This is a genomic window from [Clostridium] celerecrescens 18A (genome assembly GCF_002797975.1).
Lineage (GTDB): Bacteria > Bacillota > Clostridia > Lachnospirales > Lachnospiraceae > Lacrimispora > Lacrimispora celerecrescens.
Genome location: NZ_PGET01000001.1, coordinates 1,510,675 through 1,535,729 on the forward strand (window position 1 = coordinate 1,510,675; position 25,055 = coordinate 1,535,729).

The 25,055-nt window shown below is 44.7% G+C and carries 27 protein-coding genes, 2 pseudogenes and 1 riboswitch; of the genes and pseudogenes, 24 read left to right on the forward strand and 5 right to left on the reverse strand.

Annotated elements, in window-relative coordinates:
- Window positions 1-76 precede the first annotated feature (76 nt).
- The 6 genes and pseudogenes from H171_RS07165 to H171_RS07190 all read left to right on the forward strand — a co-directional run.
- Window positions 77-352, forward strand: a pseudogene (locus H171_RS07165) (sigma-70 family RNA polymerase sigma factor); the annotation flags it as partial.
- 241 nt (window positions 353-593) lie between these two features.
- The gene (locus H171_RS07170; RefSeq protein WP_100304524.1) at window positions 594-1,055 is read left to right on the forward strand and encodes a hydrogenase maturation protease; all 462 of its coding nucleotides are present in this window, start codon (window positions 594-596) and stop codon (window positions 1,053-1,055) included.
- Window positions 1,048-1,305, forward strand: a complete 258-nt coding sequence (locus H171_RS07175; protein ID WP_100304525.1) for a hypothetical protein — start codon at window positions 1,048-1,050, stop codon at window positions 1,303-1,305. The genes H171_RS07170 and H171_RS07175 overlap by 8 nt, the downstream gene beginning before the upstream one ends.
- 65 nt (window positions 1,306-1,370) lie before the next feature.
- Complete coding sequence (locus H171_RS07180; RefSeq protein WP_242976903.1) at window positions 1,371-1,841, forward strand: cytochrome b5 domain-containing protein; 471 nt, start codon at window positions 1,371-1,373, stop codon at window positions 1,839-1,841.
- 14 nt (window positions 1,842-1,855) lie between these two features.
- Window positions 1,856-2,752, forward strand: a complete 897-nt coding sequence (locus H171_RS07185) for a hydrogenase small subunit (protein ID WP_242976904.1) — start codon at window positions 1,856-1,858, stop codon at window positions 2,750-2,752.
- A 2-nt stretch (window positions 2,753-2,754) separates the two neighbouring features.
- The gene (locus tag H171_RS07190; protein WP_100304527.1) at window positions 2,755-4,131 is read left to right on the forward strand and encodes a nickel-dependent hydrogenase large subunit; all 1,377 of its coding nucleotides are present in this window, start codon (window positions 2,755-2,757) and stop codon (window positions 4,129-4,131) included.
- Here the strand turns inward: H171_RS07190 and H171_RS24110 are convergent.
- On the reverse strand, window positions 4,119-4,280 hold the full coding sequence (locus H171_RS24110; protein WP_157724401.1) for a hypothetical protein: 162 nt from the start codon (window positions 4,278-4,280) through the stop codon (window positions 4,119-4,121). The genes H171_RS07190 and H171_RS24110 overlap by 13 nt on opposite strands.
- Before the next feature lie 112 nt (window positions 4,281-4,392).
- Here H171_RS24110 and H171_RS07195 point away from each other — a divergent pair, with 112 nt between their 5' ends.
- The 13 genes and pseudogenes from H171_RS07195 to fliB all read left to right on the forward strand — a co-directional run bounded on the left by H171_RS07195 (window position 4,393) and on the right by fliB (window position 17,688).
- Window positions 4,393-6,078: a recombinase family protein gene (locus tag H171_RS07195; RefSeq protein WP_100304528.1), complete on the forward strand. Its 1,686-nt coding sequence runs from the start codon at window positions 4,393-4,395 to the stop codon at window positions 6,076-6,078.
- Window positions 6,071-6,442, forward strand: a pseudogene (locus tag H171_RS07200) (sigma-70 family RNA polymerase sigma factor); the annotation flags it as partial. The gene H171_RS07195 and the pseudogene H171_RS07200, both read left to right, overlap by 8 nt.
- A 304-nt stretch (window positions 6,443-6,746) precedes the next feature.
- A complete protein-coding gene (locus H171_RS07205) occupies window positions 6,747-8,429 on the forward strand; it encodes an ABC transporter substrate-binding protein (RefSeq protein WP_100304529.1) in 1,683 nt (560 codons plus the stop codon).
- Window positions 8,426-9,427: an ABC transporter ATP-binding protein gene (locus H171_RS07210; protein ID WP_100304530.1), complete on the forward strand. Its 1,002-nt coding sequence runs from the start codon at window positions 8,426-8,428 to the stop codon at window positions 9,425-9,427. Before H171_RS07205 ends, H171_RS07210 begins: the two co-directional genes overlap by 4 nt.
- 3 nt (window positions 9,428-9,430) lie before the next feature.
- Window positions 9,431-10,450, forward strand: coding sequence for an ABC transporter ATP-binding protein (locus H171_RS07215; protein ID WP_100304531.1), 1,020 nt, complete (start codon window positions 9,431-9,433; stop codon window positions 10,448-10,450).
- The gene (locus H171_RS07220) at window positions 10,443-11,387 is read left to right on the forward strand and encodes an ABC transporter permease (RefSeq protein ID WP_100304532.1); all 945 of its coding nucleotides are present in this window, start codon (window positions 10,443-10,445) and stop codon (window positions 11,385-11,387) included. Before H171_RS07215 ends, H171_RS07220 begins: the two co-directional genes overlap by 8 nt.
- 15 nt (window positions 11,388-11,402) lie before the next feature.
- Window positions 11,403-12,275, forward strand: a complete 873-nt coding sequence (locus H171_RS07225; RefSeq protein WP_100304533.1) for an ABC transporter permease — start codon at window positions 11,403-11,405, stop codon at window positions 12,273-12,275.
- 285 nt (window positions 12,276-12,560) lie between these two features.
- Window positions 12,561-13,388, forward strand: a complete 828-nt coding sequence (gene licT / locus H171_RS07230; protein WP_100304534.1) for a BglG family transcription antiterminator LicT — start codon at window positions 12,561-12,563, stop codon at window positions 13,386-13,388.
- Window positions 13,389-13,407: 19 nt separating this feature from the next.
- On the forward strand, window positions 13,408-13,902 hold the full coding sequence (locus tag H171_RS07235; protein WP_100304535.1) for a PTS sugar transporter subunit IIA: 495 nt from the start codon (window positions 13,408-13,410) through the stop codon (window positions 13,900-13,902).
- Between the two features lie 20 nt (window positions 13,903-13,922).
- Window positions 13,923-14,165 (forward strand): HPr family phosphocarrier protein, encoded by a 243-nt coding sequence (locus tag H171_RS07240; protein WP_242976905.1) that lies wholly within the window; start codon window positions 13,923-13,925, stop codon window positions 14,163-14,165.
- 71 nt (window positions 14,166-14,236) lie between these two features.
- Window positions 14,237-15,673 carry an N-acetylglucosamine-specific PTS transporter subunit IIBC gene (gene nagE / locus H171_RS07245; protein ID WP_100307453.1) on the forward strand — a complete coding sequence of 479 codons (1,437 nt, stop codon included), beginning with the start codon at window positions 14,237-14,239 and terminating at the stop codon, window positions 15,671-15,673.
- A gap of 137 nt (window positions 15,674-15,810) precedes the next feature.
- The gene (locus tag H171_RS07250; protein WP_100304537.1) at window positions 15,811-16,431 is read left to right on the forward strand and encodes a manganese efflux pump; all 621 of its coding nucleotides are present in this window, start codon (window positions 15,811-15,813) and stop codon (window positions 16,429-16,431) included.
- A 96-nt stretch (window positions 16,432-16,527) separates the two neighbouring features.
- Window positions 16,528-17,688, forward strand: coding sequence for a flagellin lysine-N-methylase (fliB, locus tag H171_RS07255; protein WP_100304538.1), 1,161 nt, complete (start codon window positions 16,528-16,530; stop codon window positions 17,686-17,688).
- 108 nt (window positions 17,689-17,796) lie between these two features.
- Here fliB and H171_RS07260 read toward each other — a convergent pair whose 3' ends face one another.
- A complete protein-coding gene (locus tag H171_RS07260) occupies window positions 17,797-18,489 on the reverse strand; it encodes an LrgB family protein (RefSeq protein ID WP_100304539.1) in 693 nt (230 codons plus the stop codon).
- Window positions 18,482-18,853, reverse strand: coding sequence for a CidA/LrgA family protein (locus tag H171_RS07265; RefSeq protein WP_100304540.1), 372 nt, complete (start codon window positions 18,851-18,853; stop codon window positions 18,482-18,484). The genes H171_RS07260 and H171_RS07265 overlap by 8 nt, the downstream gene beginning before the upstream one ends.
- Window positions 18,854-19,021: 168 nt before the next feature.
- Here H171_RS07265 and H171_RS07270 point away from each other — a divergent pair, with 168 nt between their 5' ends.
- The 5 genes from H171_RS07270 (at window position 19,022) to H171_RS07290 (ending at window position 22,993) form a co-directional block, all read left to right on the forward strand.
- Window positions 19,022-19,570, forward strand: a complete 549-nt coding sequence (locus H171_RS07270; protein ID WP_100307454.1) for a phosphatase PAP2 family protein — start codon at window positions 19,022-19,024, stop codon at window positions 19,568-19,570.
- 35 nt (window positions 19,571-19,605) lie between these two features.
- Window positions 19,606-19,703, forward strand: a riboswitch (THF riboswitch).
- Window positions 19,704-19,763: 60 nt separating this feature from the next.
- The gene (locus H171_RS07275; RefSeq protein ID WP_100304541.1) at window positions 19,764-20,336 is read left to right on the forward strand and encodes a folate family ECF transporter S component; all 573 of its coding nucleotides are present in this window, start codon (window positions 19,764-19,766) and stop codon (window positions 20,334-20,336) included.
- 271 nt (window positions 20,337-20,607) lie between these two features.
- The gene (locus H171_RS07280) at window positions 20,608-21,423 is read left to right on the forward strand and encodes a Cof-type HAD-IIB family hydrolase (RefSeq protein ID WP_100307455.1); all 816 of its coding nucleotides are present in this window, start codon (window positions 20,608-20,610) and stop codon (window positions 21,421-21,423) included.
- Window positions 21,420-22,256, forward strand: coding sequence for an Mrp/NBP35 family ATP-binding protein (locus tag H171_RS07285; RefSeq protein WP_100304542.1), 837 nt, complete (start codon window positions 21,420-21,422; stop codon window positions 22,254-22,256). Before H171_RS07280 ends, H171_RS07285 begins: the two co-directional genes overlap by 4 nt.
- 26 nt (window positions 22,257-22,282) lie before the next feature.
- Window positions 22,283-22,993, forward strand: a complete 711-nt coding sequence (locus H171_RS07290) for a GTP pyrophosphokinase (RefSeq protein WP_092250145.1) — start codon at window positions 22,283-22,285, stop codon at window positions 22,991-22,993.
- 48 nt (window positions 22,994-23,041) lie between these two features.
- Here H171_RS07290 and H171_RS07295 read toward each other — a convergent pair whose 3' ends face one another.
- Together H171_RS07295 and H171_RS07300 are read right to left on the reverse strand one after the other, a co-directional pair.
- Window positions 23,042-24,310: a sensor histidine kinase gene (locus H171_RS07295; RefSeq protein ID WP_100304543.1), complete on the reverse strand. Its 1,269-nt coding sequence runs from the start codon at window positions 24,308-24,310 to the stop codon at window positions 23,042-23,044.
- Window positions 24,307-24,981, reverse strand: coding sequence for a response regulator transcription factor (locus H171_RS07300; RefSeq protein WP_100304544.1), 675 nt, complete (start codon window positions 24,979-24,981; stop codon window positions 24,307-24,309). The genes H171_RS07295 and H171_RS07300 overlap by 4 nt, the downstream gene beginning before the upstream one ends.
- Window positions 24,982-25,055 lie beyond the last annotated feature (74 nt).

Below are 25,055 nucleotides of genomic sequence, written 5' to 3' on the forward strand. Positions count from 1 at the left end.
CCTATATTTTTTGTAAAAGCACTTTAAAGAGAAGGCCGGCATAAAATGAGAGTAAGTAAGTTTAAGGTGGCTTTCTTTGAAAACTTTTCCCAAACCTTTAACTGCGCGAGAAGAACGAGAGTGTCTGGAACGATACCAGGAAGGGGATCAGGAGGCGAGAGCCACACTCATCGAGCGAAATATGCGTCTAGTGGCACATGTGGCAAAAAAATATCAGAATACAGATTATGATATGGAAGATCTTCTTTCCGTAGGTACCATAGGACTTATAAAAGCCGTCAATACCTTTCACCCGGACAGAGGCTCCAGACTAGCCACTTATGCGGCCAAGTGTGTGGAGAATGGTATCCTATCATAACGGCTCCAAACGGGACGAAACATGGAACCGGTGTATGCCTGCGGCAGCAGGGCATACACCGGTTCCTGACGTTTATATATTAAATTGACCTTCACGGCTGCAGATGAATTCTGCTTTGCAATTACATTTCTTCTTCTGTGCTGTACCTTTCCACCAATAATCCCCCAGCAAAGAATATTTAAATTTGTCCAACATATATATTGATAAATAACAAATTTGAGAAGGGGGCAAGGGTATGGTGAAGTTAATTGCTATCGGCAATCGTTTTATGAAGGATGACGCCGTAGCAATTAAAGCTGCCGAAATCTTGGAAGACCGGCTGATCCGCCAGGATATTCATGTGATCGTTGGTGAAACCGATTTTCAAAACTGCTTTTATTTACTGGATGAGGATGACTTTGTTTTCATCCTTGATGCACTTTCTTCTGGAGCAGAGCCGGGAAGCGTTCATCTGACCAGCCTAGAAGATGTGATGTCACAGCCTTCCTTATTCTCCATGCAGCATGATTTAAGCATGGTGGAACTCATGAAGCTGTATGGCAGTCAATTTAAGGGATACTTGATGGGCATAGAAATCTACGAAATCGGCTTTGGCCAGGAACTAAGCACTGTTTTAAGAGATAAACTACCCCAGATCTGCAGGGTAATTGAATGCGCAATTAAAAAAATCATATCGGAGGAAATCACGAATGCATGATACGTTCCTAAATCAAAATATATTTGAAGCGATTGTTGAAATATGCGGGGAGAATTTTATCGAGAAGATTTTTTATTTAACCATTACGGTACATACAAACAGCCATATAAGTGAAGACAGCCTCCGTGACTATTTTTCAGAAAGAAATAATACGCTTATTGGAGACTGGACAAACATATTGGTACTTAAACGGGAAATAGAGCCGCTTACTGCGGTTATAGACGAAATTGAAGGAGAGATATCCCAATGATAAGGCCTGGTTGATGACCGGCACAAGTTTCAATCATTCAGTAATTTATTATGGGAGGTTATTTCATGGAATTAAATATGTTTTTGAATTACATCGGGAACTGCGTCAAGCATATAAACGAGGATATAGAAAGACTACATTCCAACCAGTACAACAATAACGTTGTGCTGGATCATTTGAGCAGTGAAGTGATCATGCTGGAAAGTCATATCAAATATTTTAGTCAGTCAAATCAAGTAGACATGGAAGAAACACAATATCCATATCAGGCCATCCATGCAAATCAAGCCGAGGAGGAAGTACCAAGATACTTTACCCTGGAAGAGTTATCCCGTTATGATGGGAAGAACGGAGCCCCGGCTTATGTAGCAGTAAACGGAGTGGTGTATGATGTGACAAATAATTCTGTGTGGAAAGGAGACAGCCATTTTGGTCTTAATCCTGGAAATGATTTATCAGTTAATTTTGCAACATGTCATCCGGGAGCAATGGTCCTGACCAGATTACCGATCATCGGCTATTTGGCTACAGAGTAAAGTTGGTGAAATGTTTGGATTATGGAAGCTTTGAATGTCCTTACCAGGAAAGCAGGCTAAAAACAACGGAAAGTCTTGTGAACAGGGTAAGGGATGAAATCGTTGGAGAGACGCGGCAAAGACGGAATCTTGTCTGGCTTGAATTAAATGGCTGTTCTGGTAATACCATCTCTCTTTTGGACGGGCAAAATCCGGATTTTAAGTATCTGCTCACTCAAATGACCAATTTTACATACAGCAACAGCCTGATGAATTCTTATGGAAACAAGGCCATGGATCAGCTGTTCGACGTGATAGGAAGGGATTATATCCTTGCCGTGGAAGGTGCCGTATCTTTAAAGGACAACGGTTCTTATAATATCATCGGCCGGCACAACGGCAGGGAGATTACCGGGTATGAAGCGGTTAAAAGATTGGGGGAACAGGCGGCCCATGTGATTGCAGTAGGAGCCTGCGCTTCACACGGAGGCGTGTCGGCGGCAAGACCCAATCCAACCCAGTGTGTGGGAGTACAAGAGGTTTTGCAGAGAAAAGTGATTAAATTAACAGGCTGTCCGTGTCATCCGGACTGGTTTATGGGGACACTGGCCTATCTGATATTATATGGGGACCCCCCGCTTGATAGCAGGGACCGTCCCTTGATGTTTTACAGCATTACCATTCACGACAGATGTCCAAGGAGATCTTATTTTGACAGCGGTATCTTTGCAACGAAGCTCGGGCAGGAAACCTGTATGTACATGATGGGCTGTAAAGGTCCGGTTACCCAGATCGACTGTCCCATTCGACAATGGAATGGGCATGTCAACTGGCCCATAGGAGATGATTCGCCCTGCATCGGATGTGCTCAGTTTGGATTTCCTGATGCAATGGAGCCTTTTATTACCTATGACACCATGAGAGGGGAGTAGATATGGCGGAGAGAATAACCATCAATCCTGTTACCCGAATCAGCGGCTTCATGGAAATTGATGCCGATATCGAAGAGCGGTCAGTGGTGGATGCAAAAATGAGAGGTTTGATGTTCCGTGGATTTGAAAAAATGCTTCAGGGCAGAAGTCCTTTTGATGCTGTTTATTTTACACAGCGCATCTGCGGTATCTGTTCAACCGCACATTCCATGGCTTCTGCTCTTGCTCTGGAAGAAGCATTGAACATTGTCCCCTCTGAACAGGGAAGGTATGTAAGGGACCTTCTTCATGCCTGCGAATTCCTGCAAAATCATCTAAGGCATTTTTACCAGTTTACCTTGCCGGATTTTGTTAAGCTGCCTGAGGATTATCCGCTGTTTAAGACAGATCACAATGATTACAGGCTACCAAAGAACATAAACGATAAAATGGTAAACGATTATTTTGAATCCCTTCAGTTCAGCAGGGCTGCGCATCAGATGCTGGCCATTCTTGGAGGAAAGGTTCCTCATAATCACGGAATATTCATTGGAGGGATCACTTCGCCGATATCTGCAGATAAGATCATTACCATAAAATCAATCCTATATAACATAGGACAGTTCATCATTGAAAAAATGGTTCCGGACGTATACACAATTGGTACCTTTTATCCAGAGTATTATCATTACGGTGGAGGCTATGGCAACTTACTGACCTATGGAAGCTTTAACCATTATAAAAATTTGGGGACGCTCTATGTGGATCCTCTTGTTTATTCCAATGGACAGACATCCCCCTTTGATCCTGTACTTATAACCCAGGAAGACGAATACGCCTGGTTCAATGAAAATGATGAACCGGACAGAAATAAATCCCAGGCATATTCCTGGATAAAAGCGCCGAGATACAATAATATCCCTTATGAGGTAGGGCCGCTGGCAAGGCAGTGGCTCTCCGGCGAGTACAGAAATGGGATCTCTGCCATGGACCGGACCATTGCAAGAGTGCTGGAAGCTAAGAAAATTGTGGAAATCATGCAAACCCTTATAGATAATCTGATCCCGGGAGTATCCATGCAGAGGGAAAATGAGATTCCTGTGCAGGCATCGGGAAAAGGACTGGTGGATACGACACGGGGAGCCCTGGGCCATTGGCTGTATATTGACAACAGTAAGATAGCCTTTTACCAGATCATAACCCCGTCTGCATGGAATTTGTCAACACAGACAAATGGAATGAAGGGAACCGGAGAACAGGCACTGATGGGGGTACCTGTGAAAGATGTAACTACACCTGTGGAGATCGGAAGGATCATACGGTCGTTTGATCCCTGCGTGTCCTGTGCTACCCATGTTTTCTTAAGCGGGAAGTATATGAATACAATTCAGGTTGTGTGAAGCTCTTCCATAAGAGCCTGTTTTTGGTCATTCGGGCAGGAAAGCTGCTGGATATATTGAAGGACAGCCTGACTATGCAGGAGTGCAGCTTTTTTTCTCAATTCTTTTCTGTCTTCTTCTGTTTTGGGCTGATATACGATCATATTCATAACACGGACCTGATATAGACTGTTATTATAATGTATGTTGCCTCCCATGTCCTGTATGTTTGGATTAAGGGAGCGGAACGCAGCGCTATGCTTTAGTGAGGAGGAAGATTGGGTGGAAGCCGGGATAGAAAGGTTTGCGATTTATTCAAGAAAATCAAAATTTACCGGAAAAGGAGAGAGCATCGGAAACCAGATCGAGCTGTGCAGACAATACATTTCAGCACATTATGGAGCGTGTTTCGCTGACAGCGCCTGTGTATATGAGGATGAGGGGTTTTCCGGAGGAAACCTTGAACGGCCTCAGTTCAAAGTCATGATGCAGGAAGCAAAAAAAAAGAAATTTACGGCGGTCGTATGCTACCGTCTTGACCGTATAAGCCGTAATATCGGTGATTTTGCAAATCTGATCGAAGAGCTTAATGAACTTCATATTTCCTTTATATCCATAAAAGAGCAATTTGACACATCCTCACCCATGGGGCGGGCCATGATGTACATTGCTTCTGTTTTCTCTCAACTGGAGAGAGAGACAATCGCGGAGCGCATCCGGGATAATATGCTGGAGCTCTCTAAAAGCGGAAGATGGCTGGGAGGGAATACGCCTACGGGTTATACGTCGGAGAGCGTATCCTCCGTGACCATAGACGGTAAGGTGAAAAAAGCATTTAAGCTAAAGATGATTCCGGAAGAGGCAAATCTTGTCAAGTTGATTTTTGAGAAATTCTTAGAAACAGGTTCACTGACTCAGACGGAAACCTATTTGCTCCAAAATGGTCATAGGACAAAATATGGCCGCCTATTCAGCCGCTTTGCAATAAAAGGAATATTGACCAATCCGGTTTATATGATCGCAGATCAGGAGGCCTATGAGTATTTACGGGAAAAGAATGTGGATCTGTTTGCAGAAAGAGAAGCCTTTGACGGAAACCATGGAGTGATTGCATATAACCGTACCCTTCAAAGGGCCGGAAAAACTCACGAGATGAAAGTTATGGAAGAATGGATCGTGGCAGTTGGAAAGCATAAGGGAGTGATATCCGGCTCCATGTGGGTCAATGTTCAGATGCAGCTGGAGCAAAATAAATCAAAAAATTACCGGAAACCCCGCAGTAATGTGGCGTTGCTGTCCGGAATCCTCTTTTGTGGCGGCTGCGGCGGTTATATGCGTCCAAAGCTGTCAGGCCGGTACAATGACGAAGGGGAACAGATCTATTCTTATTTATGCACCATGAAGGAAAAAAGCCGTATGAAATGCTGCGGAATGAAGAACGTAAATGGAAATATGCTGGATCAGATGGTCCTGGAAGAAATCAAAAAGATATCTGTGGATTGGAGTGAATTTCAAAAGCAGCTTTGCCGGAGCAAAAAGGCAGTGGAAGAAAGCAAAGAGGAAGTGGAATGGGATAAATCCCGTTTAAAGGATGAACTGAAGAATATGGAAGGAGAAATAACCGGACTGGTGGCCTCCCTTGGAAAAGCCGGAGGGACCGGGGCGGAAGGATATATCATACAGCAGATCGAAGGGCTTCATAAAAGAAAAGGGGAAATGGCACAGCGGTTATGGGAGCTTTCCCTTGACGTAGGAAATAAAGAGCTTTCCGATTCGGAATTACAGTTCATAAAGCAGACCCTGTCTTCCTTTCAACATGTGATCAGCCTTATGGATGTCCGGCAAAGGCGGGCAGCGGTCCGCACTTTTGTGGATAAGGTCATATGGGATGGTGAGAATGTTCATCTGTATCTGTTTGGCTCGAAGGTGCCTGAATTACCAGAGCCGCAAGGTGACTATAGCAAATGAAATCCTAATGCTTCTTCGTGCAAACAAGAAATATTCAAAAGAGGTTTCTTTGTTTGAACCCATTGGCGTAGACAAGGATGGAGAGACTGTAAGTTTAGTAGATGTCATTGAAATGGAAAATAAGGAGACTCTGGAATCTATAATTTTAAAACAGGATATTAAGGAACTGTATGAGGCCTTTGACAGTTGCCTTAAGGAAAATGAAAAAACCATAATCGGAATGAGGTACGGTCTCCATGGAGGGAAGGAGTATACACAGCGGGAGATTGCGGATGTCATGGGGATATCCAGATCCTACGTATCCAGGCTGGAAAAAAAGGCTTTGGAGCGGTTAAGAGACGAACTTAAAAAGAATTGTATTTAAAAAGAAGCATTATTAAATTGTCCCATCTCTGATGGTTTAGTAAAAAGTCTGGGAGGCCCGATAAACAGGGCGTTCCGGACTTCTTTGCTGTCTTGTGACAGTGCGTTATCCGGTCAGGGTGTTCTTATCAGGACTTAATGCAGATTGTAATTAATATGGTTGACAAAAAAACGAAATCATAATACTATGTAAAAAAGGATATTTCATACTAAACATATATGTATTCTTTAATATAAGAAATGCGTACAATGCGCAGGACAAATATCTGAGAAAATTTTATGTTTATTTAAGGAGGAGGACATTTATGAAAAAAGTAGTCTTTCAAAAACTGCATAAGGTAATTGGAGCTATGCTAGTTTTCGGCATGGTGGTATCTCTTGCGGCCTGTGCAAAGTCAAATTCCAATCCGGGAGCTGAGAGTCCGGTTAAGGGTAATGCGGCAGAGGATAATTCCGCAAAGGGTGAGAATACGGAGGATAAGATCGTTAATATCGGAATGACCGATTCTATCAGCAGCGTTAACCCACTGTTGATGGATGCAACTGAGATCATGAAGACCTCCACGGCAATGGAATTCCTGCCTCTTGTTGAATTAAACAGCAATCTGGAGTTTGAGGGTATGCTGGCTTCTTCTATTACTACGGAAGACAATATACATTTTACGGTAAATATTGATCCGGGCGCAAACTGGTCCGACGGTCAGCCAGTAACTGCAGATGACGTCGCATACACTGTTCTTAAGCTCTCAAGCCCCGTCCGTGCCAATGCAAGCATGGCGCTCTATGCCATTGAAGGCGTGGGCGACGACGGTTTTTCAGAGGCGGGAGCAACGGAGATATCCGGCGTTAAGGCAATCGACAATAAAACCGTCGAATTCACGACCAAATATCAGATGGCCCTTACCACCTTTCAGAATACATATGGACGCTATATACTGACACTGCCCAAACATGTACTTGAGAGCGTGGCGGATGAGGACCTGGCAGGTTATGACTGGTTCAACGCTCCGACGGTAGTTAACGGACCCTACCGCATCACAGCCGTTGATTTGCAGCATTATGTATCCTATGAGGCAAATGAAGCATACTGGAAGGGCGCTCCAAAGATTAACAGGTTAAATATCAAGATCGTACCTGCGGCACAATTGCTGACAGGGCTGCAATCAGGAGAGATTGATTTTGTGCAGCAGACCACTGGTAACATCCTGCAGGAGGATTATGCCAGCGTAGAAGCCCTTGCGAATGTGACTGTCAACTATGGTGCCCCTGTCATCAACCAGTCGATCTTCTTTAATACCACCACGGTAACGGATCCCCGCATCCGTCAGGCGATTTTGTATGGAATTGACCGCCCTTCCATAATAACAGGACTGTTAAACGGAAAAGGCGAAGTGGTTGACGGCTTCCTGTCCAGTGCGGGACCTTTTTATGACGAGGGCCTGACACCTACTGTTTACGATCCGGAAAAAGCGAAAGAATTAGTCGCTAAGGCAGTCGCAGACGGTTGGGATGCTTCAAGGACATTAAGCTTCTATGTAAACAGCGGTGACTCCACTTTCTGTCAGGCCGCAGATTACATTGCTGCGAAGCTGCAGGAAATCGGACTCAAGATTCAGGTGACAACCGTGGACTTATCCAGCTTAATGACTAAAGCGGGAAATAAGGATTTCGATTTGCTGGCAGTGCAGTATACCTATGCACCGGTAGATCCTTTCCCGGACGTTAACTGGTTATTATCTGCGGACGGCTGGACCGGCTATGTGAATGATACCGTAACTCAGGCCCTGGCGGCGACCCAGGCCACCAGTGATATGAATGAAATCAAGAAGGAATATCGAAAGATCGATACCGTCATGCAGCAGGAGGCCCCAATGATTTCTACCTATATCATAAGTGCAATCGGAGCTGTGAATAAAAGGGTGGAGAATGCGACGCCGGATGTATATGGCTCTTTTAATAATATCCAAGAATGGGATGTGACACAATGACACCGCTGCTGGAAGTAGATTCGCTGGAAATGGCGTTTTCCACCGGAGCCGGAGATATCAAATGCTTAGACAGGGTCAGCCTTCATGTAAATCAAGGCGAGATCCTGTGCATCGTTGGAGAATCCGGCTCCGGCAAGAGCGTTACCCTTCTGTCAGTCATGGGTCTGCTTGGAGAAAATGGTAAAATCACAGGAGGTAAGGTGGTCTTTGACGGGCAGGAACTGCTGAAACTGCCGGAGGAGGAATTGGACCGTATCCGAGGGAGTAAGATGACTATGATCTTTCAGGACGCCATGGCCAGCTTAAATCCGTTATTCACCATTGGGAACCAGATCATGGAAGCCATGCGGATTCATATGAACCTGGACAGGAAAACAGCGAAGGAACGGGCACTGCTCCTCCTGGATAAGGTGGGGCTTCCGGATCCTTCTTCTATTATGAACAAATATCCGCATACACTGTCTGGAGGAATGCGGCAACGGGCAATGATTGCCATGTCCCTTGCCTGTAATCCGAAGCTTCTCATAGCGGATGAGCCAACTACTGCGCTGGATGTTACGATTCAGGCACAGATTATGGAACTCTTAAGGAACTTACGTGAGGAGCTTCATATGTCAATCATTTTAATTACCCATGACATGGGACTGGTAGCTGAAATGGCGGACCGGGTTATGGTTATGTATGCCGGACAGATTGTGGAGGAGGCTGGCGTTCTCGATTTGTTTAAGAAACCGGGTCACCCCTATACACAAGCTCTGCTGAAATCCATTCCAAGTATCAGAGATAAAGAAGAGAGAGAACTGCTTACGATTGAGGGTGCTGTTCCAGAGTTTTACGGTGAGATCACCGGCTGCCGCTTTGCAAACCGCTGCCCGTATATGGCCAATGGCTGTGATCTGGAGCAAAGTTTGGTTGAAATAGAAGATAGTCACGGGACAAGATGCTGGCGGGCGGAAGAAATCCGGGAGAGGAAGAAGCAAGCATCAGGAAGGAATTAACAAATGCAAAAGGAACGACAACCTCTGGCAGAGATAAAGGGATTGAAAAAATATTATCCGGTTCGTGACGGAATTATTCCCCATACAGTTGGGTTTATCCATGCTGTGAACGGTGTGGATTTTGAGCTATATCCGGGAGAAACTCTGGGACTGGTAGGTGAATCCGGCTGCGGCAAATCCACCATAGGGCGGCAGCTGGCCGCGTTAGAAACTCCCACAGAGGGCAGCATTGTCTATGATGGATATCCGTTCACGGACCGGTCAGCGGCTGGAATGAGACAAATCCGTACCCAGATACAAATGGTGTTTCAGGATCCTTATACCTCCCTTAATCCGAAAAAACGTATTTTTGAAACTCTATCCTACCCAATGCTGTATCATGGTGTCACTACAAAACAGAATATCCATAGGGAGGTTGACCGCCTGCTTGATATGGTGGGACTTCCGAAAAATACGAAGGGGCGTTATCCTCATGAGTTCTCCGGCGGGCAGCGGCAAAGGATCGGGATCGCAAGAGCCCTGTCTCTTAACCCCAGACTGGTCATCTGCGATGAGCCGGTCAGCGCCCTTGATGTATCAATACAGGCTCAGATTCTAAATCTGCTTCGTGATCTGCAAAAGGAGCTAAAGCTTACCTATCTGTTTATCGGCCACGGTCTGGATGCGGTCAAATACATCAGTGACCGGATTGCCGTCATGTATCTTGGGAAGATTGTGGAGCTTGCGGATGCAAAGGAACTGTTTGAGAATCCGGTGCATCCTTATACGCAGGCATTATGCAGTGCCGCACCGATTCCAGATCCTGAGGCCAGAGGCAGAAAAAGAGTGATATTGCAGGGAGAACTGCCTTCCAATAAGGATCTTCCTTCCGGCTGCAATTTTCACAGCCGGTGTCCCTACGCCATAGAGGAATGCAAGCGATCGGAGCCGGCGTTGATTCAGGTCCAGCCTGGAAGCGGCCATCTGGCAGCCTGTCCGGTGCTGACCCTGAGGAAACGGCCAAAGGAGGATGCGAATGCTTAAATATATTATCAAGCGTATTCTTATCGCTATCCCGGTCCTGATAGGTATAACCGTAATTGACTTTCTGATCATGACTATGGTAGGAAGTCCATTGGAACTGCTCCAGGGCCCCAGAGTATCCGAGGCGGCCATCGAAACGAAACGAATAGCGTTAGGCCTTAATAAGCCTGTCTATGTACAATACTGGATCTGGCTGACAAATCTTCTTCAGGGCAACATGGGATATTCCATGAAGAGTTTCCAGCCGGTCAGTCAAATGATTAAAACCTATATCGGGCCAACGTTACTGCTCATGTCCGTCTCGTTATTTGTCAGTATGCTGATTGCGGTACCGGCAGGAATCTATAGCGCAGTCCACAAATATACACCGCAGGACTATACTGTAGTCACGCTATCCTTTCTTGGAAGCAGTGTTCCCAGTTTTTTTCTTGCATTGGTGCTGATCTATTTTTTTACTGTGAGGCTTGGCTGGCTGCCCTCCAGCGGTATGTATACCCTGGGAGCGCAGAAAAGTGCCATGGACGTCATCAGGCATATGATCATGCCTGTGATTGTATTGGCGACCTCCATGGCGGGGACCAATATCCGATATATCCGCAGTGCCATGCTTGAGATCCTTCAGATGGATTATCTGCGAACGGCAAGAGCAAAGGGAATTGGCCGCTTTCTGGTGATTAATAAGCATGCGCTTCGCAATGCGTTAATTCCGGTCATTACTGTATTCGGAATGCATATACCGATTTTGTTTGGCGGAGCCATCATCATAGAACAGGTATTTTCCTGGCCAGGGCTTGGCATGATGACCATGAGTGCAATTATCAGCAGAGATTATCCGGTCATTATGGGTGTCTGTCTGATGTCCGCCATCGTTGTTCTGGTGGCAAACCTGCTGACAGATATCATCTACGCACTGGTAGATCCGACGATTACGTATTAAAGCAGGAGAAAATGAATGAATAGAGATAAAACAATCATCAGTGAAGACAATACATACCGTAATACGGTAATGAGGCGGTTCCTAAAACACAAATTGGCTGTGGCCAGTACTGTGTTCCTGGCGATCATCCTCCTATGTGCGCTGCTGGCGCCGGTTCTTTCGCCTTATGACCCGAATAAGGTGGTCGGTGGATTCAGTGATCCGCCTTCCATAAAGCACCTGCTTGGAACGGACCAGGTGGGTCGGGATGTATTGAGCAGAATGCTGTACGCCGTCAGAATCTCACTGCTGGTAGGATTTGCCGCTACCGCCGTATCTACGGTAGTCGGTGTGGTTTTAGGCCTGGTATCCGGGTTCTTCGGAGGAATCCTTGATATGGTTATCATGCGGTTTACTGATATGGTCATGTCCTTTCCTTATATCCTGCTAGTATTAGTTTCTGCTGCGATATTTCGCCCAGGCCTTTTAAATATTATTCTGATTCTCGGTTTTGTTGACTGGCCCGGAATTGCCCGGCTTGTCAGAGGGAATGTACTGTCCATCCGGGAGATGAATTTTATTCAGGGGGACCGCGTCGCAGGAATGCCGAAGCATTATATCCTGTTTTCTGAGATACTTCCCAATACGGTCGCACCTATTCTGGTTTATGCGACCTCTGTTATCGCTATATCAATGTTAGATGAAGCAGCCTTAAGCTTTCTTGGTATGGGAATTCAACCGCCTCAGTCCAGCCTTGGCAATATGTTAAACGGAGCCCAATCCATCTCCATCCTCACTTCCAAGCCATGGTTGTGGGTACCGCCGGGTCTGATGATCATATTGCTGGTTGTCAGTATTAATTTCATCGGAGACGCGTTAAGAGATGCGTTCGATCCTTCGGGAAATTGATTACGGATCGCTGTGTATGGGATAGGGCTGTAGTCTGTTTTTCAGTTTAAATCCTGATTTGAGGATAGGTGAGAGGAATTTAGACTGAAAAAACGAGGAATTATAAAAAATATAGAAAATGTATAAAATTTTGTTGACTTTTTTGAAATAACTGGTATAGTTAAAGCAAGGATATATTGAGTGGATTGTTACTGGAAAGCAGGCAAAACCAATTTTGATTATGGAAAATGAAATTTTATTTTCGTGGTCGAAGTTGGTTTTTTATTTTATAGGATGGGACATTGTATGAAAATTGACAAAATAATCAATAACAATATTGTCAGTGCGCTGGAGCCGGATGGAAAAGAAATTATAGTCATGGGCAGAGGAATCGGTTTCGGTATGAAGCCGGGAAAAGAGATTCCGGAGAGCGCAGTTGAAAAAGTATTCCGTCTGGACAGCCAGAACAATGTTGACAAATTTAAAGAATTGCTGGTGAACCTTCCCCTTGAGCACATCCAGGTTTCTACGGAAATCATAAATTACGCGAAAAGCGTATTAAACAGGAGTCTTAATCAAAACATATACATAACGCTGACGGACCACATCAATTTTGCCATTCACCGGTTTAAGCAGAAGATGAAATTTTCAAACCCTCTGCTTAATGAGATAAAAACCTTCTACAAAGAGGAATACTTGATCGGTGAATACGCCATCGCATTAATTGAGCGGAGGATAGGAATATCCCTTCCTGTTGACGAGGCGGGATTCATTGCGTTTCACATCGTCAATGCGGAATTTAATACCGCCATGCGTGATACCATTGATATCACAAACCTGATCCAGAATACCGTAGGGATTGTGAAAGAATATTTTTCAATGGAACCTGATGAAATGTCTTTAAATTATCAGCGGTTTGTTACCCATTTAAGGTTTCTGGCACAAAGAATCGTTACAAAGGAGCTGTTAAACAGCGGGAATGTTGAATTTAACCATTTGATATCCAAGATGTACCCGGAGGAATACAGGTGCAGTTTAAAAATTAAGGATTATATAATGGAAACATACCATCACGATGTAACGGAAGAAGAGACCGCATATCTGGCGGTTCACATCAAGAGAATGAGGCTATAGAAGAAAGGAGAATCATGGTATGTTTGATTCATTAAAAAAAATATTCGGTGGAGGGGGAGAAAAAGAAAGAGAAAAAATTCTGGCCCCGGCGGAAGGAACAGTAGTACCCTTAAGTGAAGTGAATGATCCCACATTCAGCCAGGAGATCCTTGGAAAAGGAGTCGCCATTATTCCGGCAAAAGGCAGAATTGTGGCTCCGGCCGACGGAATCCTTACGGTGGTGTTTGAGACAAAGCATGCTGTCAGCATTACGACTCCGGAAGGTGCTGAGATCATTGTCCATGTAGGACTTGATACGGTCAATTTAAAAGGGGAGCATTATACTGCTTATAAAAAGCAAGGAGACAAAGTGAAAGCTGGGGAGCTTCTTCTTGAATTTGATATGGCAGCCATAAAGGAAGCAGGTTATGAGGTGATTACTCCGGTTATCGTCTGTAATACTCCGAATTATCCGGATATGGTATGCCATACAGGGATGCAGGTAAAGGAACTGGAACCAATCATCGAATTATAGGTATTAAAATGAGGGAGTATTTGTATGAAATAAAAGATCCCCTGGGACTTCATGCCAGGCCGGCCTCCATGATCTTTATGGAAGCAAGGAAATATTCATGCAGCATAGAAGCCCAGTGGGAATCAGACAAAGCGGATTGTAAAAGCCTTTTGGCATTAATGGGGCTTGGAGCCAAAAGAGGAAGCATCATCCGGTTCCGGTTTGACGGAGAGGATGAGGCGGCGGCCATAACCGCGCTTTGCGCCGTTTTGGAAGAAATGTGATCTGAACCTGCTTGGCAGCAGGTATGGATAAAAAATGTCCGGTAGGACAAAAAGAAAGGGGTTTCTTTATTATGATGAAGTATTTGCAAAAACTAGGTAAGTCATTGATGCTTCCGGTGGCATGTTTGCCTGCGGCAGGCATACTGATGGGGATTGGTTACTGGATTGACCCCACCGGCTGGGGGGCTAACAGTGCCATTGCTGCCTTTTTAATTAAGGCAGGGGGCGCCATCATCGATAACATGGCAGTTCTGTTTGCAATCGGCGTTGGTGTTGGTATGGCAGATGACCATGAGGGTACTGCAGCACTTGCGGCCATTGTTTCCTGGCTGATGATTCAGACGATCCTTTCACCTGGAGTAGTTGCCATGTTAAAAGGAATTGATGTCAGTGAAGTAAATCCTGCCTTTGGTAAGATTGGTAACCAGTTTATCGGTATCGTATCCGGTATCATCGGTTCCAGCTGTTATAACAGGTTTAAGAATACCAAGCTTCCTGATGCGCTGGCATTCTTCAGCGGCAAACGGTCTGTTGCCATTGTCACCGCACTTGTTTCTTTGGTAGCCTGCCTTGTTTTATTCTTTATATGGCCGGTTGTATATTCCGGATTGGTTGCATTTGGTAAGGGCATCCTGGGATTGGGCGCAATAGGAGCTGGTATTTATGGTTTCTTCAACCGTCTTCTGATTCCGGTAGGTCTCCATCACGCACTGAACTCCGTATTCTGGTTTGACGTTGCAGGAGTAAACGACCTTGGTAATTTCTGGTCAGGAAATGGTGTCCTGGGCCAGACAGGTCAGTACATGACAGGATTTTTCCCGGTTATGATGTTCGGTCTTCCGGCCGCAGCTTTAGCTATGTATCATACCGCAAAACCTGGTAAAAAGAAAAATGCATATGGTTTATTGCTTGCAGCAGCAGTTTGTTCCTTCTTTACAGGCGTAACAGAACCTCTGGAATTTGCTTTCATGTTCCTTGCTCCAGGCCTTTATTTAATCCATGCAATTTTAACCGGTATCTCCTTAACGATCTGCTCCCTGCTACCCGTACGTGCAGGCTTTAACTTCAGTGCAGGTTTCGTTGACTGGTTCTTGAGCTTTAAGGCTCCTATGGCTGTAAATCCGCTGCTTATTATCCCTCTGGGCCTTGTTTATGCAGCTGTTTACTACTTCGTATTCCGCCTTGCAATCTTAATGTTTAACTTTAAGACTCCGGGTCGGGAAGATGATGATGTAGATGAAAACACAGTCACTCTTTCCAATAACGACTATACGGCAGTTGCTTCCATTCTTCTGGAAGGACTTGGCGGCAAGAATAACATCACCAGCATCGATAACTGTATTACAAGATTAAGGCTGGAGATCAAAGATTACACTCTGGTAGACGAAAAGAAGATCAAATCCGCAGGCGTTGCCGGCATCATCAGGCCAGGTAAGACCAGCGTACAGGTTATCGTAGGACCCCAGGTGCAGTTTGTTGCAGATGAATTTAAGAAGCTGTGCCAGTAATAAACAGGCAAAAAGCAGGGGCATATTACAGCCCCTGCTTTTTTATTCTTGTATGTGGGTGAAAATACCAAAGTTTCCGGGGTCCCAAACAGGCCTTGAATGAATATATTAAAATAAAAAGGTAAGTTTGCCAGGATATGCGTGATATATTAATTCTTGTGCTGGCGCTTTGCACCGACACCTTTGTTGCCAGCATAGCCTACGGGGCTAACCGTCTGAAGATTTCCAGCGGAAAGGTTATTGCAGTAAATTTGATTTGCAGCGGATGTCTGGGAGCTGCTCTTATATTTGGAAGCGTAATCAGCGGATTGGTACCGGAAAATTTTGCAAAAGGTGCAGCATTTTCCTGCCTGTTTCTTCTGGGCGTTATAAAGCTTCTGGATTATACCATAAAAAAATATATAAACAACCATGTAAATGTTCAAAAGAATCTTACATTCTCTATTTCCGGCCTGAGCATCATCATAAATATATACGGGAATCCTTTGGCGGCAGACTGGGATCACTCCAAATCTTTGTCCTGGAAGGAGACCATCATGTTTTCCCTGGCGATGTCCTTGGACAGTCTGGTAGCTGGAGCTTTATCCGGATTTCTAATGATTCCTCCGGGACTTACAGCCCTTTGTGCCATGATTGTGGGTACTGCCGTCATGTATATCGGCCTGTTTTTGGGACATAAGATTGCAGCGTTAAAAGGCTGGGATTTGACCTGGGTCAGCGGTATACTGTTTTTGTTCCTGGCATTTGGGAAATTATAATCATTTGATTTAAAAATGGGGTTCCGCTCATTTAATTGGGTTGCACCCCATTTTTATTTGCGGTATAATCGTTATCAAAAACAGGAGCAATCATTTATGCAGTTTACAATACCTCATTATTATAATAAATTCCGCTGTGTGGCCGGAGAGTGCCCGGATACCTGCTGTGCAGGCTGGGCCATCATGATCGATGATCTTACAAGGAAACGATACCAAACGCGAAAGGATGCTTTTGGCAGAAGGCTTAGGCAGTGGATCGACTGGAAAAATGGCTCCTTTAAACAGTGTGACGGCCGGTGCGCGTTTCTGAATAAGGACAATCTATGTGATATCTATAAAGAAGCCGGCCCGGGAATGCTATGCAAAACCTGCCGGGATTATCCAAGGCATATAGAAGAATACGAAGGAGTCAGGGAAATTTCTCTGTCCTTATCCTGTGAGGAAGCTGCCGGTCTGATTCTTGGCTGTAAAGATCCTGTCCGATTTCTTACGAAAGAAGATGAAAGGGAGGAGTCTTATCCTGATTTTGATTTTTTATTGTTTACCAAGCTTATGGATGCAAGGGATATGATTTTATCCTTCCTGCAAAACCGGGACATGGATTGCCGTCTGCGCACTGCCATGGTACTGGGGTTTTCTCATGATATGCAGCGGAGAATCAATGAGGAAAAGTTATATGAGTTGGATGAATTGATGAAACGGTATCAAGGGGCAGCCGGAGCCGAGTTCGTTGAAAAGAAAATGGCTGTTCGCAGGATAGAAGACAGGATCCGTTATGAAAAGATGAAGAAGTGGTTTTCTCTGTTTGGAAAGCTTGAAGTGCTTAATGAGAGCTGGCCCCAATATTTGGGAACTCTTAAAAGCATATTGTTTGATGCCGGTGCAGAAAGCTATGAGGAAAACAGGAAAGCCTTTCACCGGTATTTAATGGAGGATGAAGGTCATAAGCGCCAATGGGAGCAGTGGAGCGAACAGCTTATGGTATACTTTATCTTCACCTATTTCTGCGGAGCTGTTTATGACGAACACCCCTATGTGAAAGTAAAGCTTGCCGCAGTGAGCACAATTCTTATTCAGGAAATGGGCCTGGCAGTATTTAAGAGAAATAAAGGCAGCCTGGATTTTGAGGAGTTTGTTCATCTGTCCCACCGGTTTTCACGTGAGGTAGAGCATTCGGATGCGAACCTCAATGAAATGGAACGAATATTCCGGACGGATAAAGGATTTGGCCTGGAGGAGATTCTTCAGATGCTTTAGGGTTGAGGTTTGAAAAGCATAACTTTTGATATTATGCTTTTCAAACCTCCTGTTATTTTTGCAAGCCAATCCCTTTTCAAGCAGAACTCTTTGGGATAGGAGGGGATATTACAGGAAGCCAGAGAACACAGAAGCAAATATAACGGTACAAAGTCCGGAGGTCGCGATGGCAAGACTGCTCATAGCCCCTTCGATTTCCCCCATTTCCAAAGCTTTTGTCGTTCCCACGGCATGGGAAGCAGAACCAATGGCAATGCCCTTGGCAATAGGGTCCGTAATTTTAAATACCTTGCATACGGCTTCAGCAATAATGCTTCCCTGGATTCCGGTGATGATGATGCTGGCTACTGTTATGGTCACATATCCCTTCATTTCCTCTGAGATTCCCATTGCAATGGCTGTTGTAATGGACTTTGGCAGAAATGTAACATACTCCTGGTGATTTAAACCAAAGACCAGAGCCAAAAGCAGTACAGTGGTCATTGTGGTAAAAACCCCGGTCAGGGTTCCGGCTATAATGGCTTTGGAATGCTTCTTAAGCAGTTCCATTTGGCGGTATAGGGGGATTGCCAGGCAAATGGTGGCTGGCGTCAGAAGATAGCTGATGTATTTGGCGCTTTTATCGTACACCTCATAATCAATGTGAAATACAGACAGAAATACCATGACAATACAGATGGATATTAAAAGAGGGTTGAAGATAGCCCATTTAAATTTTTTCTTTAAACGGAGTCCCAGCTCATAGCTTAAGAGACTGAGCACCGCACCAAAAAACAAAAAATCACTAACTGTATTACTCATTTTTTTCTGCCTTTCCATTTCTGTCATTTTTTATAAATAGCTGAGTCACTTTTCCGGTAATTACCATCACGATGATTGTGGAAAGCAGGGTGATGACCAGAAAAGGAACCAAAATGGGACGAAGTACGCCCCAGGAATCCAGAAGTCCGACGGCTGCCGGAATAAACATCAATGGCATGATGTCTATGAGAAATATGCTGACTTCCTCAACTGCTTCCAATGGAATCCATTTCTTCCTTAACCCAATCAGCATGACAAGCAGGCCATAGATGCTTGCAGGGACCGGAAGGGGAACCAGCAGATGTATGATTTCTCCTGCCAGAGATATAAATAGAATAATAGTGAATTGTCTGATGTATTTCATTACAAAGCCTCCTTAGTTTCCTTCCTGACTTTTCAACTATGGTTTATCCTAAACTTAAATTTAGGGCTTGTCAAATGGTTTTATTATCATAACGATTTTTTTTGTTGGTAAATTTAAGGGAAGCAAGGTATAATAGGAGCAAGAATGAAGAAGGAGTAAAGAATTATGATGGCTGGTACGGAATTTGATATTCTGTATTTTTTACAATCGTTACATACTCCCTGGCTGGATGTGTTTATGAAGGAGATTACCAGTCTGGGAGATCACGGGATTTTCTGGATCCTCACCGGAGCTGTTTTGCTGTGTTTTAAAAAGACAAGAATCATAGGCCTTTGTGTTATTTTATCCTTGGCGGCCGGCTTTTTGGTTGGAAATACGTTCCTTAAGAATGTGATTGCCAGAGAAAGGCCTTGTTGGATTGATAGCAGTGTTCCCCTTTTAATTCATAATCCCAGAGACTATTCCTCTCCATCCGGGCACACTCTGGCTTCCTTTGAAGGAGCTGTGAGCATCTGGCTTTACCACCGGAAGTGGGGAACTGCTGCACTGATACTGGCGGCGCTAATCGGTTTTTCCAGAATGTATCTGTTTGTTCATTTTCCTACCGATGTACTGGGAGGGCTGATTCTTGGTGTTTTGATCGCTTTATTGGTTCATTCCATCGTGGAGAAAGGAAGAAATTCTAAAAAAAATATTTGCTTTCCAGGAAATCTGTGATATACTGATGGCGTTACAAAATACAATATAATAGTCGCAGAGTAGACCCGTGTGCGTTAAGTGCCAGCTGAACAGGGAGTTGTCAGCCGGACGAAAAGATTTTCTTGCGGTACACCGGTCGCATCCCGCTGCATCAGAAGATAGGAATATTATCTCCGGTTGTAGTTTGAGGTCTGCAAAGGAGGTATTTTTTATGAAAAAATTCGTCACTTTGTTCACCGATTCTTACAGAGAGCTGAAGTCTGTAAGAACCATTACCACAGCCGCCATGTTTGGCGCAGTAGCAATTGTTTTGGGCATGTTTTCCATTAACATGGGAAATTACATCCGGATCAGTTTTGCCTCCATTCCCAATGGAATGGTTTCATACCTGTTTGGCCCGGTAGTTGGAGGCCTGTTTTCCGGAAGTATGGATGTGCTTAAATACCTCTTAAAGCCTACGGGAGCATTTTTCCCGGGACTGACCCTGGTAACGGTTCTGGCAGGTATCATGTATGGCTGCATGTATTACAGAAAGCCGATCACCTTAAAAAGGGTTCTGGTCTCCAAGCTATTAGTCATGCTGGTATGTAATGTGATTCTTAATACCATGTGTCTATCTATCCTGTACGGAAAGGGCTTTATAGTACTTTTACCGGCAAGGGCACTTAAAAACCTGGTCATGTGGCCAATTGATTCCATGATCTTTTATTCCATGGCAAAAGCTTTGGATACCATGGGGGTTTTTAAAACAATCCGTAATGTTAGGACTGCGGGAACAAAATAAAAAACAAAGGCCTGTAGCGTCATTGATGACGGCACAGGCCTTTTGCCAAGTCAATCGGATATTCGCAATCTGCGACCCACTTTATCACAGCATGCCCCGCTTTGCCTGGCATAACCTCATAGCTGCTGTCGCAGCTTATCGGAATGGTCCAGAACGCCCTTTTATCTTCCTTTGCATTGCAAGTTCAGATAAGATATATTATAATCTTAAGTGTTTATATGTTGTGACGGCACAGATAAGAATAATCAGATTAAAAAGGAATGATGGAAAAATGGAAAAAAAGATAAAAGCCATTTTTTTTGATATTGATGGTACGCTTCGGGATTTTCAAACAAAACGGATTCCGGACAGCGCAAAAGAGGCACTTTTGGAAGCCAGGAAGGCAGGAATCCTGTTGTTTATTGCAACAGGGCGCCATAAGCTTGAAATGGAAGAAGAAAACCTTCTGGAGGGAATTCCCTTTGACGGCTATGTGACGCTAAACGGCCAGTACTGCTATTGCGGAGACAGGATTATTTATGATTTGCCCATAGACCCTGGTGAAGTGGAGCGGACGTTAATGTTTTTGGAGGAAGAGCCTTTTCCATGCATGTTTATGGAAGGGGACCGCATGTACATCAATATGGTGAATCATATTGTGGAAAAGGTCCAGATGGATATCGGAACCAGGATTCCACCGGTTTTAAATGTAGAAAGGGCCAAAAAACAGCGTATTTACCAGATAATACCTTATGTTTCCTGCGATATGGAGCAGAAGCTGAAGAAGCATCTTTGCGGCTGCGAGTTCATGCGCTGGCATGATGAGATGGGCTGTGATGTGATTCCCGCAGGCGGAAGTAAGTGGAATGGGATCATGAAGATGGCAGAGCATTATGGCTTTTCTGCAGGTGAGATGGCTGCCATTGGCGACGGTAATAACGATATTTCCATGATAACCGGTGCGGGTCTTGGAATTGCCATGGGAAATGCCTCTGACGAGGTTAAGAGAGCAGCCGGTTATGTTACAGATTCGATAGAAACAGATGGCTTAAAAAAAGCCGTCTTCCATATATTAGACTATAATTCATTTAGGAGGAATCATCAATGAGTGATGTAAATTGTACTCATAATTGTAATACCTGCCAGGAGAACTGCGGCAGCCGTGAGGAACAGGTAAGCTTTTTAGAACCACTTAACCCTGCCAGTACAGTAAAAAAGGTAATCGGGGTTGTAAGCGGAAAGGGTGGCGTGGGTAAATCCCTGGTAACATCCCTGATGGCTGCAGGCATGAACGGGAAAGGTTATAAAACGGCAATCCTTGATGCGGATATCACCGGGCCATCCATTCCAAAGGCCTTTGGTCTTTCGGATTACGGTGTGGGCATGACGCCTGGTGGCCTTATGATCCCGGCTATCACGGCAACAGGAATTGAAGTGATGTCAGCGAATCTGATTCTGGATCATGAGACAGATCCTGTCATCTGGAGAGGTCCAGTCATTGCAGGAGCTGTGAAACAGTTCTGGCAGGAAGCTCTATGGGATAATATTGACTACATGTTCGTGGACATGCCTCCGGGAACTGGAGATGTGCCCTTAACCGTGTTCCAGTCCCTACCTGTGGATGGAATTATCATTGTCACCTCCCCTCAGGAGCTGGTTACCATGATTGTAGAAAAAGCGGTAAATATGGCGAAAAAGATGAACATACCGATTCTGGGGCTTGTAGAAAACATGAGTTACTTAATTTGCCCGGACTGTGGAAAGCAGATTTCTGTATTTGGGGAGAGCCGCGTTGATGAAGCAGCCAAAGCCAATGGTCTTACCGTTCTGGCTAAAATCCCTATTGATCCACAGATCGCGGCAGCAGTGGATGGCGGTACGGTCGAGTATTTAGAGGTGAACTGGCTTAACGAGGCAGTTTCGGCAGCAGAGAAAGCTTAAAGTAATGTAAGTTTCGAGGGATAAGAATGAATATTAGCATGAACCCCAATAGTGAATTGAACCAGTCCATTGTGAATGTTCCCAATCTGGTTCAGGTTCCGGACCCGCTTATGAAGCAGGCATACCAGTTTCAGGAAGCTATGATGATGTATACCTGTGCCATTCGGGAGATCAAGACAAAGCTGGAGGTCCTTAATGATGAATTGTCAGTAAGAAACTCCAGAAACCCAATTGAAATGGTTAAATCAAGAGTAAAGAAGCCTATCAGCATTGTGGAAAAGCTGCAGCGCAGAGGGCTGCCGGTTTCCCTGGAATCCATGATGGAAAATCTGGATGATGTTGCAGGGATCCGCGTGATCTGCTCTTTCCTTGATGATATTTATGCAGTGGCAGATATGCTGGCCCGCCAGGATGATGTACATATCATTGCCATTAAGGATTACATCCGCCACCCCAAAAAAAATGGTTACCGCAGCTATCACATGATCGTTGAGATCCCCGTGTTCTTTTCCGACCAGAAAAAATGGATGAGGGCAGAGGTCCAGATCCGTACCATTGCCATGGATTTCTGGGCCAGCCTGGACCACCAATTAAAATATAAAAAAGAAGTGGAAGAGTACTCCCAGGAAATCAGCGAAGAACTGCGGGAATGTGCGGACGTGATCGCACAGACCGACGAAAGAATGCTGGGTATCAGAAAGAGAATTGAGGATCATGGAATTGCAGTTTCTAAATAAATAAGAGAAGGGAGCAATTGGGGTAAAAACCTGCAATTGCTCCCTTTTTTAAGTTTTGATTATGTGCTGGCGGGTAGAAAGGGGAAGGCTGACGGTAAAAATAGTTCTTGTTTCAAGACTGCTGGTCAGGTTAATCTTTCCCTTGTGGTGTTCAATAATAGACTTTGCAATAGAAAGGCCAAGTCCATAGCCGCCATCCTTACGGACTCTTGATTCATCCGTCCGGTAAAACCGTTCAAAGACATGGATCTGCTCCTTTTTAGGAATAGGGTCTCCCGTATTTTGAACGGTCAAGATGGCATAATGGGATGATTTCTTTAAGCTGACTGTTACGGAACCATGTTTTCCTGCGTATTTGCAGGCATTGTCCAGCAGGATGTTGATAACCTGCTTTAGCTGGACTTCCCAGCCTTCCAGGATAATGCCGGAGTCAATTTCATTTTCCAGGTTAACCTTATTCTCAAAGGCAACGGATTCAAAAAGCAGGACTCCGTTTAATACGATGTCACTGAAATCCAGAGGAGCCATTGCCGTCTGGGTAGCCTGGACGGCCCCAGTATCGGAACGGGCCAAAAAGAGCAGTTCCTCTACAAGCTGTTTCATGCGTTCTGCCTCTTCTTTTGTGTTGTTCAGCCATTTCTGCTGATCCATGATGGTGCATTCCTTATGAAGGGAAAGAATCTGTAAATTGGCCAGGATTACGGTAAGAGGCGTCTTTAGTTCATGGGATGCATCGGCAATGAACTGGTTTTGCATCCGCCACGCGGTTTCCACAGGTCTTAGTGCCAGACGGGAAAGGAAAATACTCAGGATCAAAAAAAGAAAGACCGCAGCAAGAAAGACCAGCAGACAATTGATCAGAAGGGCTTTTAAATTATTTCGTTCATATCGTTGGTCTGCAAATACTATTTTCGTACCCTCTGTGGAGGAAACTTTAAGGTAACGAAGGGAATAATCCTTAAGTTCCCCCTGGGAAGAGTCATTTGCTTTTGCAAGCTCCACCAGTGTGGAAGCCAGCTCTCTGGTAATCGTGAGATTGTTTTCCCTAATGTTTTCTATGGAGTTGCGGTTGTTTAAATTTACCACGAAAACAGGGACAAGAGGCGGCAGATACTTTTGGGGTCTGCGGGTAATCTCCAACTTATCCGGCAGACGGTCCGGCCTGTTATGGTCGGCGGCCTGGTAAAGAGCCATGACGGTCTGCCGTTCGATGCGTTTAAAATTGGCGTAGTAAAAGATGCCAAGAACTGCGGAAAGAATGCTTATCACAAAAATCATGTTAACCAAAACAAACCGTCTTCTTAATTTTTTTATCATGTTGTTTCCTCCAGGCGGTATCCGACCTTGCGGAGGGTGCTGATTTCCACCCGTGAACCCACAAAGTTCAGTTTTTTGCGTAAAAAGGAAATATAAGCCTCAACATTGTTGTCCTCTGCGTCGGAATCACTTCCCCATACCCTTGAGATGAGAGTTTCCTTTGAAACGATCCTTCCGGAATTGCTCATAAGGATCTTTAACACTTCAAATTCCTTATACCCAAGATGAATGGATTTGGTGCCGCAGCATAAATCATTGGCAGACAGATTCAGGGTTAAGTCACCGAATTTCATTTCTTCCACGATCACTTCTCCCTGGCGGCGGGAGAGAGCCCGGATGCGGGCTAACAGCTCTTCCGGAATAAAAGGCTTTGTCATATAGTCATCAGCACCCCGGTCAAGCCCGGTTACCTTATCCTGAATGTCATCCCGTGCGGTCAGCATGAGAACAGGAGTCTGGATGCGGGACTCTCTAAGCTTTTTAACCACTTGAAAACCATTTTCCCCCGGAAGCATGACATCTAAAACAATGACGTCATATTCCCCGGAAAGACCGCAGGACAAACCATCAGTTCCATTATACACAATATCAGCCTGGTAATGTTGTTCCTTCATAATCTGTCCCAAAGCATCGGCCAGTCTTACTTCGTCTTCTACAATCAATACCTTCATGATTCAATTCTCCTATATATATTATTATGAACCTGCTAACATCTATTATAAAATGTGACTGCTTATTAAGCAAT